Annotated in this window: 16 protein-coding genes; 1 reads left to right on the top strand and 15 read right to left on the bottom strand. The window is 41.3% G+C overall.

The genetic code is table 11. The annotated features are described in order from the left end of the window. Positions 1-362: 362 nt before the first annotated feature. Positions 363-1,592: an MFS transporter gene (locus AC3WR0_RS01375; protein WP_492550652.1), complete on the top strand. Its 1,230-nt coding sequence runs from the start codon at positions 363-365 to the stop codon at positions 1,590-1,592. Between the two features lie 103 nt (positions 1,593-1,695). Here AC3WR0_RS01375 and dapA read toward each other — a convergent pair whose 3' ends face one another. The 15 genes from dapA to infB form a co-directional block, all read right to left on the bottom strand. Continuing rightward, entirely contained in the window at positions 1,696-2,565 is an 870-nt protein-coding gene (gene dapA / locus AC3WR0_RS01370; RefSeq protein ID WP_027322396.1) for a 4-hydroxy-tetrahydrodipicolinate synthase, read from the bottom strand. A 99-nt stretch (positions 2,566-2,664) separates the two neighbouring features. After that, on the bottom strand, positions 2,665-3,909 hold the full coding sequence (gene dapG / locus AC3WR0_RS01365; protein WP_492550651.1) for an aspartate kinase: 1,245 nt from the start codon (positions 3,907-3,909) through the stop codon (positions 2,665-2,667). 110 nt (positions 3,910-4,019) lie between these two features. Then, positions 4,020-5,066, bottom strand: a complete 1,047-nt coding sequence (gene asd / locus AC3WR0_RS01360) for an aspartate-semialdehyde dehydrogenase (protein WP_492550650.1) — start codon at positions 5,064-5,066, stop codon at positions 4,020-4,022. Between the two features lie 204 nt (positions 5,067-5,270). Beyond that, a complete protein-coding gene (dpaB, locus tag AC3WR0_RS01355; protein ID WP_492550649.1) occupies positions 5,271-5,870 on the bottom strand; it encodes a dipicolinate synthase subunit B in 600 nt (199 codons plus the stop codon). Further along, positions 5,867-6,769 (bottom strand): dipicolinic acid synthetase subunit A, encoded by a 903-nt coding sequence (gene dpaA, locus AC3WR0_RS01350; RefSeq protein WP_027322392.1) that lies wholly within the window; start codon positions 6,767-6,769, stop codon positions 5,867-5,869. Before dpaA ends, dpaB begins: the two co-directional genes overlap by 4 nt. A gap of 162 nt (positions 6,770-6,931) precedes the next feature. Beyond that, positions 6,932-7,183: a YlmC/YmxH family sporulation protein gene (locus tag AC3WR0_RS01345; RefSeq protein ID WP_027322391.1), complete on the bottom strand. Its 252-nt coding sequence runs from the start codon at positions 7,181-7,183 to the stop codon at positions 6,932-6,934. A 505-nt stretch (positions 7,184-7,688) separates the two neighbouring features. Continuing rightward, positions 7,689-8,927 (bottom strand): M16 family metallopeptidase, encoded by a 1,239-nt coding sequence (locus AC3WR0_RS01340; protein WP_492550648.1) that lies wholly within the window; start codon positions 8,925-8,927, stop codon positions 7,689-7,691. 76 nt (positions 8,928-9,003) lie between these two features. After that, positions 9,004-9,966 (bottom strand): polysaccharide deacetylase family protein, encoded by a 963-nt coding sequence (locus AC3WR0_RS01335; RefSeq protein WP_492550647.1) that lies wholly within the window; start codon positions 9,964-9,966, stop codon positions 9,004-9,006. Between the two features lie 200 nt (positions 9,967-10,166). Further along, positions 10,167-12,293 (bottom strand): polyribonucleotide nucleotidyltransferase, encoded by a 2,127-nt coding sequence (pnp, locus tag AC3WR0_RS01330; protein ID WP_492550646.1) that lies wholly within the window; start codon positions 12,291-12,293, stop codon positions 10,167-10,169. A 204-nt stretch (positions 12,294-12,497) separates the two neighbouring features. After that, positions 12,498-12,767: a 30S ribosomal protein S15 gene (gene rpsO, locus AC3WR0_RS01325; protein ID WP_492550645.1), complete on the bottom strand. Its 270-nt coding sequence runs from the start codon at positions 12,765-12,767 to the stop codon at positions 12,498-12,500. A 139-nt stretch (positions 12,768-12,906) separates the two neighbouring features. After that, positions 12,907-13,875, bottom strand: a complete 969-nt coding sequence (gene ribF, locus AC3WR0_RS01320) for a bifunctional riboflavin kinase/FAD synthetase (RefSeq protein ID WP_492550644.1) — start codon at positions 13,873-13,875, stop codon at positions 12,907-12,909. Between the two features lie 30 nt (positions 13,876-13,905). Then, the gene (gene truB, locus AC3WR0_RS01315) at positions 13,906-14,829 is read right to left on the bottom strand and encodes a tRNA pseudouridine(55) synthase TruB (protein ID WP_492550643.1); all 924 of its coding nucleotides are present in this window, start codon (positions 14,827-14,829) and stop codon (positions 13,906-13,908) included. Positions 14,830-14,958: 129 nt separating this feature from the next. After that, entirely contained in the window at positions 14,959-15,333 is a 375-nt protein-coding gene (gene rbfA, locus AC3WR0_RS01310; RefSeq protein ID WP_027323432.1) for a 30S ribosome-binding factor RbfA, read from the bottom strand. Positions 15,334-15,351: 18 nt separating this feature from the next. Next, positions 15,352-15,633 (bottom strand): DUF503 domain-containing protein, encoded by a 282-nt coding sequence (locus AC3WR0_RS01305; RefSeq protein ID WP_492550642.1) that lies wholly within the window; start codon positions 15,631-15,633, stop codon positions 15,352-15,354. Next, the gene (gene infB / locus AC3WR0_RS01300; protein ID WP_492550641.1) at positions 15,630-17,978 is read right to left on the bottom strand and encodes a translation initiation factor IF-2; all 2,349 of its coding nucleotides are present in this window, start codon (positions 17,976-17,978) and stop codon (positions 15,630-15,632) included. Before infB ends, AC3WR0_RS01305 begins: the two co-directional genes overlap by 4 nt. Positions 17,979-17,985: the final 7 nt, after the last annotated feature.

Raw genomic sequence — 17,985 nt, 5'->3', positions numbered from 1 at the left:
TACAACCATTATACTTGAAATTTGAAAGGCTTTACAACCAATTACCGTATACCTTTTGTTTTTTGATTCTTAACTTTATCAGAAATTTCATAAAAGAAGATAAATTTCGTATTGCGAAACAAGTAACCGAATCTTACAATAATATTTAACTGTTAAATTTTACGGTTGTTTATTAAAGACTCTGTTAAACTAGGCTGTTGTTTTTCGCTTAGGGCACTCGCTTTCCGCGGGAGTATCGGGAGCCTACTCGGCGCTATGCGCCTGTGTGGTTTCCCCTGCCCGTTTTTCCAATGGAGTCTGGCAGATTCCCTTACAATTAAATAAATGATTAACAGCCAACTTATAAAAAAAGGATGTACAACATGAACAGAAAAATCTACTTATATGTAAAAGCTTTTTCCGACCTCGGATCCTTTATGGATATGATCGCATTAAATGCGGTTGTTTACGCCGCTACAGGAAGCTCGGGATGGCTTGCCGCCTCTATGGCACTGCGCACCTTCGGAGGTGTCATTTCCAGCATTTTGTCCGGCCTGGTGGCAGACAGGTTTGACAGAAGAAAAATTATGATTATTACAGACTGGTTTAGGGGGGCTATTATCCTCCTTGTCATTCCTTTTCCTAATCCAGTGATGATAACAGCAGTTTCTTTATTCATTGGGTTAAGCGGAAGCTTTTTTGCCGTCAGCTTCAGTGCTGAAACTCCCCAAATTTTTGGAGAAGATAAAGTACTCGAAACGAACTCTCTTATCTCACGGCTGACCTCCATCAGTATGGTTGCAGGTTTTATCTCCTCTGGTATCATTACTAGCTTTTTGGGATTCAAAGCCACCCTTTTTGTTGATGCTATTACTTATATCGTTTCCGCCTGTGTATTAATGAAAATGAACTGGAAGCAAGCGGAGCCCCAGATGAAACCATTGGCAAATGGTGTAAAAGAGAAAATTAGAGCCATTGGTCTCGATCTTAAAGAGGTTTATTCTTATATTAAATTAGCTCCCTATCTTCTCATGATTAATATTGTATTTTTGGTGGGGGCCTTTGCAGGTAGTTCGCACAATATCGGGATTCCTTTACTGGCCGAAAAAATGGATCCAGGGCGGCAGAGTCTTTTCTACGGGTTTATTTGGGGAGTATGGGGAGTAGGTTCCGTGCTATCCACAATCATTCTGCCAAAGCTTAAGTGGCTGACGGGAAATCGGCTTTATGTAGTCGGCTTTGTCTCCGCTTCTCTAATGTCTGTGGGTTTTATCACTTTTCTGTCATCCGTTAATCCACTGGTTGTCTTTCCTTTTGCTTTTTTTACAGGGATTTTTGATGCGGCATTTACGACGCTTTACTCCACTATTCTTCAAAAAGCAGATAATTCGATTCGCGGAAGAATTTTTGGAGTAGGAAATTTGTTAAAATCCCTGGGATTTGCACTTGGATTTCTGGTTGTACCTCTTCTATTAAAAAACCTGTCTCTGCCTGAAATGGTAGCGAGCATGCATGGCCTGCTTATCACAACTGTGATTGCCATTCTAATAATAGTCAATGGTCTTCGAATCAAGGCTAATAATGCGGCAATTAATAACAAATCACAAATATAAAGATATCCAGCGAATGCCAGACTTGCCGATGGCCGCAGTTGCATGCGTTTAAAAATAATCTAAAGAAAAGCCAGCAGGAATTTTCCTGCTGGCTTTGTATTATTTACAGATTTAAAAGTGACGCCAATGTTGCTCTTTCCTGTTCGGTTAGCGGCACCATAGGCAGGCGGACTGAACCAACATCCAATCCCTTTAACTGCAGCGCAGTTTTCACTGGAGATGGGCTTGGTGCTGTAAAAAGTCCTTGCATGATCGGGAGCAGCTTCTGATGGAGGAGAGCAGCCTTTTCATTTTCTTTGTTTAAAAACGCTTGAACCATTTCCTGCATTTCTTTTCCAATTACATGGGATGCAACCGAAACGATTCCTGCCCCGCCAATGGCTAGTACAGGAAGAGTAATTCCGTCATCACCGCTGTAAAGATAGAAATCATCAGAAGTGTTGGCAATGACCCGTGTCATTGCATTTAGATCGCCGCTTGCTTCCTTAACTGCCACAATATTTGGAATCTCCGCTAGGCGGATAATGGTGTCAGGAAGAATATTTACAACAGAACGGCCTGGTATATTATAAACCATTACTGGCAGGGTTGTTGACTCAGCCACAGCTTTAAAGTGCTGATAAAGCCCTTCCTGGTTAGGCTTATTATAATATGGAGCAACCACCATAATGGCATCAACGCCGACTTGCTCTGCTTTTTTGGTCAGTTCAATAGAGGCGTAAGTATTATTGCTTCCTGTTCCCGCAATAACAGGGACCCTTTTATCAACCGCTTTAACAACATGGTCAAATAAAGCCAGCTTTTCTTCTTTTGATAAGGTTGGTGATTCTCCAGTTGTTCCGGCAACAACCAGCGATTCTGTTCCATTTTCAATTAAATAATTAATAAGCTGAGTTGTTTTTGCAAAATCAATATGTCCTTTTTTATCAAAAGGGGTAATCATTGCGGTAGATACTCGTCCGAAAATAGCCATTTATTCTGCTCCCTCCACCCGCCCGGGCTGATTGGACAAATTACTGTTCACCAGCCCGGAGGTTATCCTTTTTATTTATTAGTGATCCTTTACTGCTAATTACAGATCTTTCTTTTCATATTCCAGATGTTCTTTTTCCAATTCAAAGGCATCATGGAGGGCATTTACTGACTTAACTAGATCCTCCTGCTTAACCAGAACCCAAATAGTAGTATGGCTGTCAGCCGATTGCAGTATCCTCACTCCCTGTTCAGAAAGAGCAACGACAATTATTGATGCAACGCCTGGCATTCCAGCCATTCCTGCTCCCACGACTGATACCTTCGCACAATTATGTTCCAAGGCTGGGTCATGACCAAGGCTTTCCAATACCTCGATTGCTTTATTGGTCATTTCCTCCGAAACCGTGTAAACCACTCCATTTGGAGAAATATTAATAAAGTCTACACTGATTTTTTCATTTGCCATAGCCTTGAAGACTTCTGCCTGAAGGTCATACTGCCCTTTTTTAGCAGTAACTTTAATTTGAGTCACATTTGATACATGAGCAATTCCTGTTACAGGCCTTTCTTTAATGTCGCTGCCCCTGTTTTCCTTATTAAGAGTGGTAACGAGAGTTCCAGGACTATCCGAATACGTAGAGCGAATCCGAATGGGAACCTTTGCCTGCATCGCAATCTCTACCGCGCGGGGGTGAATAACCTTTGCACCCTGATAAGCCATGTTGCAGACCTCTGTATAAGTTACAACAGATAATGGCCTGGCGTTTTCAGCGATACGTGGATCTGCTGTCATAATTCCTTCGACATCGGTAAAAATATCAATCCATTCCGCATTTAAAGCAGCACCAAGGGCTGCTGCCGATGTATCACTTCCGCCGCGTCCAATCGTAGTAACATCACCATTTTTGGCAGCTCCCTGAAAGCCGGCTACTACAACTACATCTGAAGTCTCGAGTTCCCTATGGAGGCGGTCGCATTTCATCTCCATTATTTTCGCATTGGAATGGTCTGAATTGGTCCGAAACCCTGCCTGTGCACCAGTTAAGGCTGTTGCATTGATTCCATGTTCAAGGAGCATATTGGAAAAGACTACACTCGAAATAACTTCCCCGCAGGAAAGAAGTAAATCATGTTCCCGTTTGCTAATCTTGCTGAGGTTCCCGCCAATTAAGGAAAGCAAGGTGTCTGTTGCGTACGGATCTCCTTTTCGGCCCATGGCAGATACAACCACAACCGCTTTGTACCCGTCAGATAATGCCTGCTTTATATGCCTAAGGGCATGCATCCGGCTTTTTTCATCTTTTACTGACGTTCCGCCAAATTTCTGAACAATAAGTTTCATTATTACACCTCAAACCTGCCTTCGTGTTGTCTATCTTTTTTAAACATGCTTGTTGATTTTTGCTCACGGCGCTCGCTTTCCGCTCCAATCAACATTATTAAACACAACCCTTAGATTATATCTAGTTTCATTAAACTTTCAGCAATCTGTACTGAATTCCAGGCTGCCCCTTTTAAAAGGTTATCGGAAACAACCCACATATGGAATCCGCGAGACTCATCCAGGTCTTTTCTGATACGGCCAACAAACACATCGTTTGAACCGATACAGTTAGCAGGCATTGGATATACCTGGTTAGCCGGATCATCCTGCAGTACTATTCCTGGAGCATCTTTAAGAAGAGCCTTAATTTCATCGGCACTAACGCCATCCTGATTTATCTCAAAATAAACGGATTCTGAATGGCCTGTCTCTACTGGAAGCCTTACACATGTCGCAGAAACCTGCAGTTCTGGCATGTGCATAATTTTTTTCGTTTCATTGATCATTTTCATTTCTTCAAATGTAAAGCCATTTTCTTCAAATTTATCGATTTGAGGAATAGCATTATAGGCTATCTGATAATGCTTTTCACCGCTTTTTACTGGAAGAATGTTTGCTTCTGGCTTTTCACCATTTGCAATAGCTTTTGTCTGCGCTCTTAATTCTTCTATTGCTACTGCTCCCGCTCCGGAAACAGCTTGATAAGTTGAAACAATGATTTTCTTTAAGCCGTATTTTTTCCTCACTGGCTCAAGAGCGACTACCATTTGGATGGTAGAACAGTTTGGATTTGCAATAATATTATTGTGCTTGTGCAAATCTTCTTCATTTACTTCTGGTACCACTAAAGGAATGTTTTCTACCATTCTGAATGCGCTTGTATTATCTACAACAATTGCTCCCCGTTTTGCCGCTTCAGGTGCAAGTTCTTTTGACACGCTGCCGCCCGCACTGAACAGAGCAATGTCTACGCCTTCAAAGCTCTCAGGCTTTGCTTCCTGTATCGTATATTCTTTGCCATTGATTACTTTTGTAGTTCCAGCTGATCTGGCAGAAGATAATAATGTTAATTTTTCAATTGGAAAGTTCCGGTTCATTAATGTTTGAATCATTTGCTGTCCAACCGCGCCTGTTGCACCAACAACGGCAACATGGTATCCGTTTTGCTTTTTCATTCCAAAAACCCCTTCCACTCTCTCTGCAGTTTCAAAAATCTCTTGGTTACTTTCTTCGGGAATATCGACAGGATGCGTTAAAGCTCCTGAAAAATAAAAATTAACACCCTTCCTAACTTAATTGATGTAAGTTAAAAAGCATTAATTTATTTTACCATATTCCCTCCGAAAGGATAACCCATATAACTTACGAGAGAAGGAATCTTAATCCTGATCTTTATATCTTTCTACCAGTACTGGCTGCAGTTGTTTTCCATTTACTGCTTCTTCAATTGTTTCAGTTAACATTGTCATTCTGGCAACCATTGAATTTGGTTTTTTAACAGGATCGTCCTGCCCAAATGGAATAAAGAAAATATTTTTGGTTGCCATTAATCTCATTAAATTCATACCATTTAAGCCTAACGCGTCATTGGTAGAGATACCGACCACTACAGGCTTCTGGTTTCTTAATGTAGCTTTTGCAGCCATTAACACGGGGGAATCTGTCATGGCATTCGCGAACTTACTCATTGTATTTCCAGTCAAAGGAGCAATGACCATACAATCCAGAGGGATTCTGGGTCCTAGCGGCTCCGCCTTAACGATGGAGTCGATTACCTTATGCCCTGTAAGCTCTTCGATCCTTGTTATCCAATCTTCACCTTTGCCAAATCTGGTATCCGTACTTTGAACGGTAAAAGTTACGACAGGAAGGACCTCTGCCCCTGCATTTACCAACTTTTCTATTTCCGGAAATACCGCATCATACGTGCAATGAGAACCAGTCAATCCAAAACCGATACGTTTACCCTTTAAGCTCATTGAGCGTTCCCCTTTCTATTATCCAGCTTTTCATGCAGCAATTGAGACATAACATTCGCCAAAATCTGTCCTGCTGTTTTCGGCGCAACAATTCCCGGAAGACCCGGTGCGAGTAATGCTTTAATTCCACGCTTTTCGGCATAGCGGAAATCCGTTCCTCCTGGTTTTGATGCCAGGTCGATGATGAGAGTATGCACAGGCAGTTTGGATAAAACCGAGGCGCTTACGATTAAATACGGGATGGTATTAATTAAAATATCTGTTTCTCTAACCTCTTTTTCTATATCGCTTAAATGGAAAGGTTCCACTCCCATTTCTGTAATTCTTGCCAGATGTTCGCTCTTTCTGGCTCCAACCTTTACCTTTGCACCTAGTGCGTGAAAAGTTCTGGCAACACTCATCCCAACCCTTCCAAGACCCAAAACGGCAATATTTGAACCATGGATTGTAAAGTCTGTATGCTGTATGGCCATCATGATGGTTCCTTCTACAGTAGGAATTGAATTATAAATGGCAACATCATCCCGCTCAAAGAGCTGAACCAATTCTCTTTTTGTCTTACTGATAATCTCATTTAGATAACTATTGGTAATACCAGAATAGACCGTACAATATGCGGGTGTTTTCTGTAAGATTTCTTCTGTAAAATACACCTTTTCATTGGAAAAGATGGTTTCAACCTGCCCTTCTAGATTTGTACCTGGAACGGGGAGTAGGATAGCATCCACATTAGAAAAATCAACTTCATCTATTTTTTCCTTCACAGCACCAGTAAAGGCATGATCTAGCTGCTCAAAGCCAACCAATGATAACTTGGCATCTAACTCGGTTAGCTTCCGGATAATTTCCAGCTGTCTTGCATCTCCGCCGATAACGGCAATCTGCATCCCTGTCAGCATGAAAACATTCACCTTCTTTTCAAAAGATCCTTTTACATTCTTTTATTACTTCAACATCTTATGAACGTAATAGCATTTCGGTGAGTATATAAAGCGTTTCTAAAAAAAAAGCCCAGGCATCTAAATAATGCCTGGGTTAATAAACTATTTTTTTTAAAAAAACTACTCCTGTTCGACTTGCCCAGCAACATCAATAATAATCATATCCGATCCAATTTTCTTGATTTGGCTCCAGGGAACTCTTATCTCATCCCCCTGCTTTCTGAGCCCAAACCATTTTAGTGAAGGAATAAGGAGAGCCTGTATTTGACCGGTTCCTTCATTAATTTCCAAATCTGTCTGTCCAAGGATACCCAAACGCTCAGCCTTTTTCACATCTACGATTTCTTTGCCGCTCAATTCACTCAAACGCAATATAGGCAGCCTCCTCCATGTTGTGTTTAGTACTAGTTTATCGGCGCATTTTTAAAAATAGACTTATTAAATGAGGCAGCTTTAAACTTTTAAAATTTTCACTTCAGGCGTTCGCGTGTGGAAGCCTGTCAAACTTCAGCGCCTGGCCCTTCGACGCACAGGAAGTGCTAGTGCCGGCGTCGCCACAGGACGTGGCGATTTTAGCCGGCCAGCGCTTGTCGTGGCTGAATCATGGCACTTCCATTCTTCTTTCTCCTCGGCGCTTAACACGCCTGTGGGGTCTCCCTTGCCCCGCTTTTCCCGAAAGAGTCTCGCGCTTTCCGTTCCCATAGAAGTAGCAGCGTCCTTTAATTTAACTGGACAAAAAGATTGCTCCGCCTAAATATGATGCTATTCAAGCAGCATAAGCGATTCTCCAATAATCAAAACCCAGGTAACTTAACAAAAAACACAAAAAACAGCCCCTTAAAAGGACTGTTTTGATTATTGTCTTTATGTTCAGTGGTTATCTCAATTTCTGAGGCATTTCACCTTCAGGTCCAATGACAGAGACAGAGTAATGATCTGTAAAAATAGTATTGGCTAATTCATTTACACTCTTTTCTGTAACCTCGTCAATTTGCTCCGTAATTTCATCAAGTGAACGGTGACGTTTTAACAGAAGCTCATTTTTACCATTTCGGCTCATTCGGCTGTTTGTGCTTTCCAGGCTTAGCATCAAGCTTCCCTTCAGCTGTTCCTTACTGTTACTAAGCTCCCTAGAAGTAATACCATCCTTCTTAAGCTTATCCAGTGTCTCCTGAATGGTTTCATACAGGGTATCAAGCTGCTTAGCCCCTGTACCTCCATAAACGGTAACAATACCGCTGTCCTGATAGGCAGAATGATAAGAGAAAACTGAATAAGCAAGACCTTTTTGTTCACGGACATCCTGGAACAAACGGCTGCTCATGCTTCCGCCCAAAATATTGTTAAGAGTGATCAAACTGTAAATGTCTTTATGGCCGACCTGCAAACCTTCAAAGCCAATACAAAGGTGTGCCTGCTCAGTTTCCTTTTTCCTCGCAATGCGCTCGGCATGGAATTCAGGTTTTGTTTCTCCTCTTTCCCCTTTTCCGCCTTCATAAGAACCAAAGTACTTTTCTACTTCACTAATGAAGGTTTCTGAAACATTTCCTGCAATGGAAATAACAACATCGTCTGGTGTGTATCTCTCATGAATATACTGCTGCAGTTTCTCTCCAGTGAAGGTTTCAAGGGTCTCTTCGGTTCCCAAAATAGGATATCCAAGCGGATGGCTGCCATATACAGCCTTGCCCAATAAATCGTGAACAAGGTCATCCGGAGTATCCTCATACATTTTGATTTCTTCAAATACTACGTTCTTCTCTTTTTTTAATTCCTCATCTACAAAAGTAGAATTAAAGAACATGTCAGAAAGAACATCTAATGCGAATTGAGCATGAGTGTCCAGCACTTTTGCGTAATAGCAGGTATATTCCTTTGACGTAAAAGCATTTACCTGGCCGCCTATGCTGTCAAATGACTCGGCAATTTCCCTTGCAGATCTAGTTTTGGTTCCTTTAAAGAACATATGCTCCAGGAAATGAGAAATCCCGTTATTTTCAGGTGACTCGTTTCTGGACCCAGTTCCGATCCATACCCCAATGGCAACGGATCTGACAGTCGGGATATTTTCAAGTACAATTCTTACTCCATTTTGGCATGTATATTTCTTGATCAAAAGAAATCCTCCTGTTCATAGGCAATTGTCCGCCTTCGCAGCAAATCAATTTATATTTATATTCTCCAACTTTTTGCTAATTCTGCGGATTATTTTCGATAATCCTCTCTTCATTCATTAAATCAGAGATAGTGCCAATTGTTAAATTTTTTCTCTCGAGACCACTGATAAGGCGACCAAGTGCCTTGGCAGTTGAAGCGGTAGGGTGCATGAGGACAATAGAACCATTGCCGGCTTTTCCTACCACACGTTCGATAATGGCATCAGGAGAAGGCTTTTGCCAATCAATTGTATCAACAGTCCACATGATGGTTTTCATTTTTAAATCATTAGCAATTTTAATAGTCTCGTCCCGATAGCTGCCACTCGGGGGGGCGAACCATTTTACTTTTACTTCAGTTGTAGCTTCTATTACCTCATTCGTGGAAAGAAGCTCCTGTCTCGTTTTTTCAGCCGATATATGTTTTAAATCAGGGTGTGAATAGGAGTGGTTTCCAACCTCATGTCCTGCTTCAACAATCATTTTGGCAAGCTCTGGATTTTTCTTTACCCAATTTCCCTCTAGAAAGAAACTTGCATGGATATTATGCTTTTTAAGTGTAGCAAGCATATCAGGAAGAAACTCATTTCCCCACGCAACATTTATCACAAAACTGACCATTGGTTTGTCCGGGTTCCCTTTATATATCGGCGCAGGCGGCAAATCGTTAAGATGTATTCCCGGTCTTATTTGTTCATAGACCAGTTTATTTTCTTCAAACCGTCCACTTTTTTTCATAGCTCTATAGGACGAAGGCACATCCACTTTTATACCATTATAGCCGGGGATCGTCTTCCAAACAGGGTCAATTTTTGCATTGGAAGGGTTGATCGTATATTTGGGAGCATTTTTAACAATTACCTGGTACAGGGGGTCTCCATGTTTCACAGCAGGAAGTACCTCCGCTTTTATAACGCCCTTATAAAAATCAGTTATTTGGCTGCCAGCAGCCAGCCAGACTGCTGTTAATATTATCGCTGTCTTTATTGCTTTCCTCATTTAGACATCCCCCTTCCTTAAACATTATGAAGAAGAGGGACAAGGTAGAACGTTTTATGTAAGGCTTATTACATGGAAAAAGTCAGGGTTGCCCCTGACTTCCCTATATTTTGCATCACAAAGATCAAGCTCTGCACAATGGTCGGCCAGAAAGGCGCTTTCACATGTCGTGGTTTTTAGCCTTTCATACCTGTTCTTTGTTACTCTTGATTTTGTTCTTTTTGCTCTTTTTCCTTTTGTTCTTTCAGAACAGCCTTACGTGAAAGATTTACACGGCCCTGACGGTCGATTTCTGTTACTTTTACCGTTATTTCATCACCGATGGAAACAACATCCTCGACTTTTCCTACGCGCTCTTCAGCAAGTTCGGAAATATGGACCAATCCATCTTTTCCAGCGAATATTTCAACAAAAGCTCCGAATTTTTCAATTCGTTTTACTTTACCAAGGTATTGTTCTCCAACTTGAACTTCGCGAACAATATCCTCAATAATTTGCTTAGCCTTTTGGTTCATTTCTTCATTAGTTGAAGCAATGAACACTGTGCCATCTTGTTCAATATCAATTTTTACGCCAGTTTCTTCAATAATTTTATTGATTTGCTTACCGCTTGGCCCAATAACATCACGGATTTTATCCGGATTGATTTTCATTGTTAAAATCTTAGGTGCATACTTGGAAAGCTGCGGTTTTGGTTCAGAAAGAGTAGCAAGCATAGAGTTAAGAATTTGCATTCTGCCTTTTTTAGCCTGCTGAAGCGCCTCTTCAAGAATTTCACGAGAAAGACCTTCAATCTTAATATCCATTTGAAGTGCAGTAACACCTTTTTCAGTACCGGCTACTTTAAAGTCCATGTCCCCAAGGTGGTCTTCCATTCCCTGAATATCAGTTAAAACGGAATAGTATTCACCAGACTTAATAAGACCCATAGCGATTCCGGCAACAGGAGCTTTTATAGGTACACCAGCATCCATCATCGCAAGCGTACTAGCACAGATACTTGCCTGGGAAGTGGAGCCATTGGATTCCAATACTTCAGATACAAGCCTGATTGTATATGGGAAATCCTTTTCGGACGGAATGATTGGCTCAAGTGCTCTTTCACCCAATGCTCCATGCCCTATTTCACGGCGGCCCGGTCCTCTGATTGGACCTGTTTCACCTACACTAAAGGAAGGGAAGTTATAATGGTGCATAAAACGTTTTTCTTCTTCGAGTCCTAATCCGTCCAATATTTGAACGTCACCCATTGCACCCAGCGTACAAATGCTTAATGCTTGAGTCTGGCCGCGGGTAAACAGGCCTGAACCATGAGTACGAGGCAATAAATTAACCTGTGAAGACAGCGGACGAATTTCATCTAAACCACGGCCATCAGGGCGAACCTTTTCCTCAGTAATTAAACGGCGAACCTCGCCTTTAACGATCTTATCAAGGATTTGCTTGATTTGTTTTAAAGTATCATCATTTGCTTCCTGCCCTGTATATTTCTCCAGAACTTTGGCTTTGACTTCTTTTATGGCAGCTTCACGGGCATGCTTTTCCTGAACCTGAATAGCCTGTACCATTTCGCCTTCGCACATTTCCCTTACTTCTGCTTCAAGTTCTTTATCTAGTTCAAATAAAACAATATTCAATTTTTCTTTACCGATTTCAGCCACAATTTTTTCCTGGAATTCAATTAAACGCTTGATTTCCTCATGACCGAACATGATTGCCTCAAGCATGATTTCTTCAGGAACCTCAAGGGCACCCGCTTCAACCATGTTGATTGCGTCCTTTGTTCCCGCAACTGATAAATGAATATCGCTCTTTTCACTTTGTTCTACAGTTGGATTGATGATAAAGGTGCCATCAATACGTCCAACAATTACCCCAGCGATCGGTCCTTCAAATGGAATGTCCGACACACTCAAAGCAAGTGAAGAACCAAACATGGCAGCCATTTCCGGCGGGCAGTCCTGATCCACACTCATTACAATACTGATAACCTGGACATCATTTCGGAAACCGTCTGCAAAAAGGGGACGAATTGGCCGATCAATTAAACGGCTTGCTAAAATCGCTTTTTCACTTGGACGTCCTTCACGTTTGATAAAGCCACCAGGGATTTTTCCTACTGCATACAAACGCTCCTCGTAGTTTACAGTTAAAGGAAAGAAGTCTAGATTTTTTGGTTCCTTTGATGCTGTAGCAGTACTTAAAACAGCTGTGTCGCCGTATCGCACCATAACTGCTCCATTAGCCTGCTTTGCGAGCTGGCCTATTTCAACTGTAAGCTTGCGGCCTGCCCATTCTATGGAATATTCGTGTTTATTTTGTTCCATTTATTTTACCCCTCTCTGCCTGAATCACGGCAAAGCATGATTTCAGGTATATAGCGCCATTGACTGGTACATAAAATACTGCATTTTTATTTGACAAATTAATATTAGTATGGACAATTTCAAGGAAGTTTAAAAATATGTATAGAAGATTCTTTATCTTTTTTAGGCTAATAAAAAAGCGGGAAAAAATCCCGCTTTAACAGACTATCTACGTAGACCAAGTTTATTGATTAATACGCGGTAGCGTTGAACGTCTTTATTACGCAGGTAAGTTAAAAGATTACGACGTTTACCGACCATCTTCAAAAGACCGCGACGTGAGTGGTGGTCTTTCTTATGCGTACGTAAATGTTCATTCAAAGTGTTGATTGATTCAGTAAGGACAGCGATTTGAACTTCTGCAGATCCTGTGTCACTATCATGAGTTTTATACTCATTGATCAGTTCATTTTTACGCTCTTGAGATATTGCCATCCTGTTCACCTCCTAATTTTCATATCCCCTGTTACTGAGCAAGCGTTGGTGAATCGCATTGCCAAGCAAAGGTTCTTTTGTAATACGTTTATAAGAATACAGGTTTTCGCCAAAAATTGCAAGTAATAAGAAGATGTTTTTAGTTTTTACTATTTAAATGCGCATTGTATTTAAGAAAATATTCCTGGGCGGTCTGTTTATCTTTTTCGATTTGAGCCACCAGTTCATTTATCCCTGAAAACTTTTGTTCTCTTCTAATAAACTGATGCCATTCCACAATGGCTTCTTCCCCGTAAATATCCTGATCGAAATTAAATAGATGTACTTCAACCGAAGGGCGCTTTTCAGCCTGGCTCTTAAAGGTAGGCTTATTTCCGATATTGCATACACCTTCGTACCAGGATCCTTTAACATGCATTTTTACGGCATAGACACCAAGCGGAGGAAGGATGTAATCCTCACTTACTCCAATATTTGCTGTCGGGAAACCAATCGTTCTTCCTCGTTTATCACCATGGATAACAGGACCCGGCGTTTTATAAAATCTTCCTAAAAGTTCAGGAAGTTCGGCCGTTCTGCCATCTCTCAACAGCTGGCGGATTAAGGTAGAGCTGACCTTTTCTTCATGAATGGTCATTTTCGGTACAATCGTAAAGGAGAACTCGCCTCTCGAATGAAAGGGTATTGTTTCCATTGTCCCTTTTCCCATTCTTCCATATGTATAGTCAAAACCCGCAACTAGATGTTTAACATTTAGATTAATAATATATTGGTCAATAAACTCCTGTGGAAGGAGGTTCGCAAAATCAGCCGTAAAATGAACAACAAAAAGAAAATCAATCCCCAGATTGGAAATCACATTGATTTTTTCCTGCAAAGGCGTTATGTACTCAACATGCTGTACACTCTTGCCAAGCACTACTGAAGGATGGGGGTCAAAGGTCATGACGGCACTTTTCCAGCCATTTTCTACAGCTGTCTTTTTTGCTTCCAGTATTACTTTTTGATGACCGAGATGCACTCCGTCAAAATAGCCCAGAGCAATAGATAGCGGGGGCATTTCTGTTTTATTAATATGATTAGGGAAATTTAGCTTAATGATTTCCACGATTTATGTCACCTTTTCTGTTCAGTACCTCTACAGCTCCTGATCGTTTCGTAAAACCTTAACAGGCTTCATAAGCCCTGATTTCTCAGGATGATGTGAATAGATTGCGAGAGCTAAACCATTTTCAGCTTCTATAACAATCGGGCCTTCTATTTCCTTTAATTCTTCGGGAATATTCAGTACTGCACCATTTTTCACTTTCTCTGCTACTTTATCACTTATCCTTAATTTCGGCAAATGAGAAAGTGCTGTTTCAATGGGCCTTAGAACCTCCTGAATGGAGTTTGTTTCCATCCTCTCTTCCACCTGTTCAAAAGTCAGACAGTCTTCTATCGCATAAGCTGCCGATTCAATCCTTACGAGATTTGACATATGGGCAGGATAGCCAAGCTTTTCCCCAATCATTACAGCTAGTGTTCTGATATATGTTCCTTTTCCGCAGTACACCCTAAATCTAAAGGAAATCGTACTACCTGAAAACTCAGATCGTGAATCGAGCAGCTCAATACTTTTTATCATTACTTTCCTAGTCGGCCGCTCTACTTCAATTCCTTGCCGTGCATATTCATAGAGTCGTTTTCCATTCACTTTTACAGCTGAAAACATGGGTGGTTTTTGTTCAATCAGACCTGTTAAAGATTGAAGGACATCAAGAATTTCCTCTCTTTGAATAACTCGGTCTACAGCTTTTTCTTCCACTGTCTCCCCTGAGGCATCTTCTGTCGTAGTTGAAAAACCAAGAGTTGCTTCTCCTTCATACGCTTTACCTGCATCCGTTATGTATTCTGCAATTTTGGTTGCTCTGCCAATGCAAATAGGGAGCACTCCGGTTACATCCGGGTCCAGGGTTCCTGTGTGGCCAATCTTCTTAGTTTTTAAGATTTTTCTTAGCCTAAATACACAATCATGTGATGTCATTCCTGCCGGTTTAAATAATGGTAAAATCCCTTCCATGCTGGTCCCTCCTTGTTTAAAATTCATAGGCTAACGCTATTTAGTTTATAATTTCAACTTACGGTCTTTACTAGTATATCTCCTATTAGCCGAAAAAAATGGATAGACAAATGTCTATCCATTCTGTAATTACTCTTCATTCTCCGTATTACTTGAATCTGATTCTTCCTTATGGATTTCATGAAGAATCGTTTCAATTTTGTTGCCGTAATCAATCGATTCATCGAATTCAAATATGATTTCCGGAGTTTTCCGCAAGCGGATCCTGTGGCCAATTTCCGTTCTGATAAACCCTTTTGCTTTTGCAAGGCCCTTAAGAGTATTTTCCCTCTGTTCCTCGCCGCCCAAAACGGATATATAAACTTTAGCCTGTTGTAGATCGCCTGTGACCTGAACATCTGTAACGGTCACAAACCCGATCCGTGGATCTTTGATTTTGCGTCCAATGATTTCACTGAGTTCCTTCTTCATTTGCTCTCCAACTCGGTTTGCTCTGTGGCTCATTATTATTCACCTCAAACTTTAAAGCCATTCTACTTCGGTGATTGTCCGCTCTATTTCTGGAAACGAATCAATCATTTGAAGGGCACTCTGAAGTTCTTTTTCAACCATAACCTTCGAAGAGGAGACACCTGCAATGGCAATCTTCGTTCTTTGCCATACGTCCTGATAGTCTGTCTCTGCAACCGAAAGATTATACCTTTGCCTTAATCGGGTCAATATTCTCTGGAGTACTGCCCGTTTGTCTTTCAGAGAATGCGCGTCATAAATGATGCATTCACATTCGGCAACGCCGACGATCATTTACGCTCCACTTCTTCCATTATAAATGCTTCAATAATATCTCCTTCTTTAACATCATTGAAGTTTTTAATGGTGATACCGCATTCGTAGTTCTGGGCAACCTCTTTCACATCATCCTTGAAGCGTTTGAGGGCATCAATTGTACCTTCAAAAGTAACCACGCCATCCCTGATTAGGCGGATTCCGCTGTCACGGGTAATCTTTCCATCCGTAACATAAGATCCGGCAATAGTACCAACTTTAGATACTTTAAAGGTCTGGCGGACTTCTGCCTGGCCAATAATTTTTTCCTGGAATTCTGGATCCAGCATACCCTTCATCGCAGCTTCAATTTCTTCAATTACTTTGTAAATAATGCGGTGCAGACGAACATCTACTTTTTCAGCTTCAGCCGCACGTTTTGCATTCGCATCCGGACGAACGTTAAATCCAATTACAATAGCGTTTGAAGCAGCCGCAAGTGTGACATCAGATTCGTTGATAGCACCTACTGCTGTATGAATAATGCGGATATTGACACCCTGAACGTCAATTTTCTGTAAAGAAGCAGCTAGAGCTTCTGCAGAACCTTGTACGTCCGCTTTAATAATTACGTTTAGATCTTTCATTTCCCCTTGTTTCAATTGCTCAAACAAGTTATCCAGACTTACACGAGATTTCTCTCCGCGCTGAGCAACCACAGCCTGTTGGGAACGTGCTTCCCCGACCTGGCGGGCAGTCTTTTCATCAGGAAGGACAACGAAACGGTCTCCTGCCTGAGGTACATCATTTAGACCAGTAATCTCTACTGGTGTAGATGGGCCAGCTTCTTTTACGCGGCGGCCAACATCATTTACCATAGCACGCACACGGCCAAAAGTATTTCCGACAACAATTGGATCGCCAATTTTAAGTGTTCCATTTTGTACAAGCAAAGTTGCAACAGAACCTCTGCCCTTATCCAATTGTGCTTCAATAACTGTACCCACTGCATTACGGTTAGGATTAGCTTTGTATTCTTCTACTTCACCAACAAGCAGAATCATTTCTAACAATGAATCAATGCCTTCACCTGTTTTAGCAGACAGAGGAACGAAAATGGTTTCCCCGCCCCAAGCTTCAGGTACTAGACCGTGTTCAGTCAATTCCTGCATAACTTTGTCCGGATTAGCAGCTGGTTTATCCATCTTGTTTACCGCTACAATGATTGGAACTTCAGCCGCTTTGGCGTGATTAATCGCTTCAACTGTCTGAGGCATTACACCATCATCTGCTGCTACAACAAGAATGGTAATATCCGTGATCTTTGCTCCGCGTGCACGCATCGTTGTAAAAGCTGCGTGACCTGGAGTATCAAGGAAAGTTATCTTTTTGCTGCCTTCAACTACCTGATAGGCACCAATATGCTGGGTAATTCCCCCTGCTTCGCCTTCCGTTACTTTTGTATTACGGATGCTGTCAAGCAAGGTTGTTTTACCATGGTCAACGTGTCCCATGATAGTAACTACTGATGGTCTTTCAATCAGATTTTCTGTTTCATCTTCAGTAAAGTAAACTTCAAGATCTGTTACATCAATCTTGATTTCTTCTTCAACTTCCACACCATATTCACTGGCAATCAATTCGATTGCATCCTTATCAAGTTCCTGGTTAATGGTAGCCATTACACCAAGAAGGAAAAGCTTTTTGATGATTTCAGATGGTTCCCGGTGAAGTTTTTTTCCAAGTTCAGCAACAGTTAACGATTCACTGAAAGTGATTTTTGCGGGAAGCTCTCTTTCTTTCTTAGGTTGTGGCGGCTGATGATTAGTTTGGTTCTGCGGCCGCTTATTGTTATTATTATTTCTTTGCTGAAAATTATTATTTCTGCCTTTTCCCTTGTTAAAGCCGCCGCCTCTATTTTGGGGCTGGTCGCTCTTTTTAACCTGTGCTTCCTTTGCTTTGGAAGCGGCAGTATTCACTTTAACCTTTGATGGAGCTACATTTTTTTCATCATCGTCATCAAAAGCCTGAGCTTTTGTCTTTGGAACTACTTGAGCTGCCGGTTTTTGAGGAGATTGTGATGGTCTCTGGCTTGGATTTGAACCCTGTTGACCACGCGCCTGACCTTGGCCCTGCTTTTGCTGCTGGCCATTTCCAGACCTTTGCTGCTGGCCCTGTGCATTGTTTTGCTGTGGTTTTGCAGGACGCTGTTCGTTCTTTTCTGCTTTTTTATTATAGATGGCATCCAATTTTGTCAGTGCCTCATTTTCAATTGTTGCCATATGGTTGGTTACCTCTATATTCATATCTTTTAATTTTGAAATAACATCTTTACTTGAAATATTGTATTTTTTCGCATATTCATATACACGAGTTTTAGTCATACTTTCA

The sequence above is a fragment of the Neobacillus sp. FW104-15D2 genome, from assembly GCF_058790155.1.
This window is presented reverse-complemented; position numbering and strand designations above follow the sequence as displayed.

Bases quoted from the DNA above. Each gene is read 5' to 3' on its own strand.
- AC3WR0_RS01375 (WP_492550652.1), top strand. From the start codon at position 363: ATGAACAGAAAAATCTACTTATATGTAAAAGCTTTTTCCGACCTCGGA.
- AC3WR0_RS01305 (WP_492550642.1), bottom strand. From the start codon at position 15,633: ATGATCGTCGGCGTTGCCGAATGTGAATGCATCATTTATGACGCGCAT.
- rbfA (WP_027323432.1), bottom strand. From the start codon at position 15,333: ATGAGCCACAGAGCAAACCGAGTTGGAGAGCAAATGAAGAAGGAACTC.
- dapG (WP_492550651.1), bottom strand. From the start codon at position 3,909: ATGAAACTTATTGTTCAGAAATTTGGCGGAACGTCAGTAAAAGATGAA.
- dpaB (WP_492550649.1), bottom strand. From the start codon at position 5,870: ATGAGCTTAAAGGGTAAACGTATCGGTTTTGGATTGACTGGTTCTCAT.
- AC3WR0_RS01335 (WP_492550647.1), bottom strand. From the start codon at position 9,966: ATGAGGAAAGCAATAAAGACAGCGATAATATTAACAGCAGTCTGGCTG.
- dapA (WP_027322396.1), bottom strand. From the start codon at position 2,565: ATGGCTATTTTCGGACGAGTATCTACCGCAATGATTACCCCTTTTGAT.
- infB (WP_492550641.1), bottom strand. From the start codon at position 17,978: ATGACTAAAACTCGTGTATATGAATATGCGAAAAAATACAATATTTCA.
- dpaA (WP_027322392.1), bottom strand. From the start codon at position 6,769: ATGCTGACAGGGATGCAGATTGCCGTTATCGGCGGAGATGCAAGACAG.
- asd (WP_492550650.1), bottom strand. From the start codon at position 5,066: ATGAAAAAGCAAAACGGATACCATGTTGCCGTTGTTGGTGCAACAGGC.
- pnp (WP_492550646.1), bottom strand. From the start codon at position 12,293: ATGGAACAAAATAAACACGAATATTCCATAGAATGGGCAGGCCGCAAG.
- truB (WP_492550643.1), bottom strand. From the start codon at position 14,829: ATGGAAGGGATTTTACCATTATTTAAACCGGCAGGAATGACATCACAT.
- rpsO (WP_492550645.1), bottom strand. From the start codon at position 12,767: ATGGCAATATCTCAAGAGCGTAAAAATGAACTGATCAATGAGTATAAA.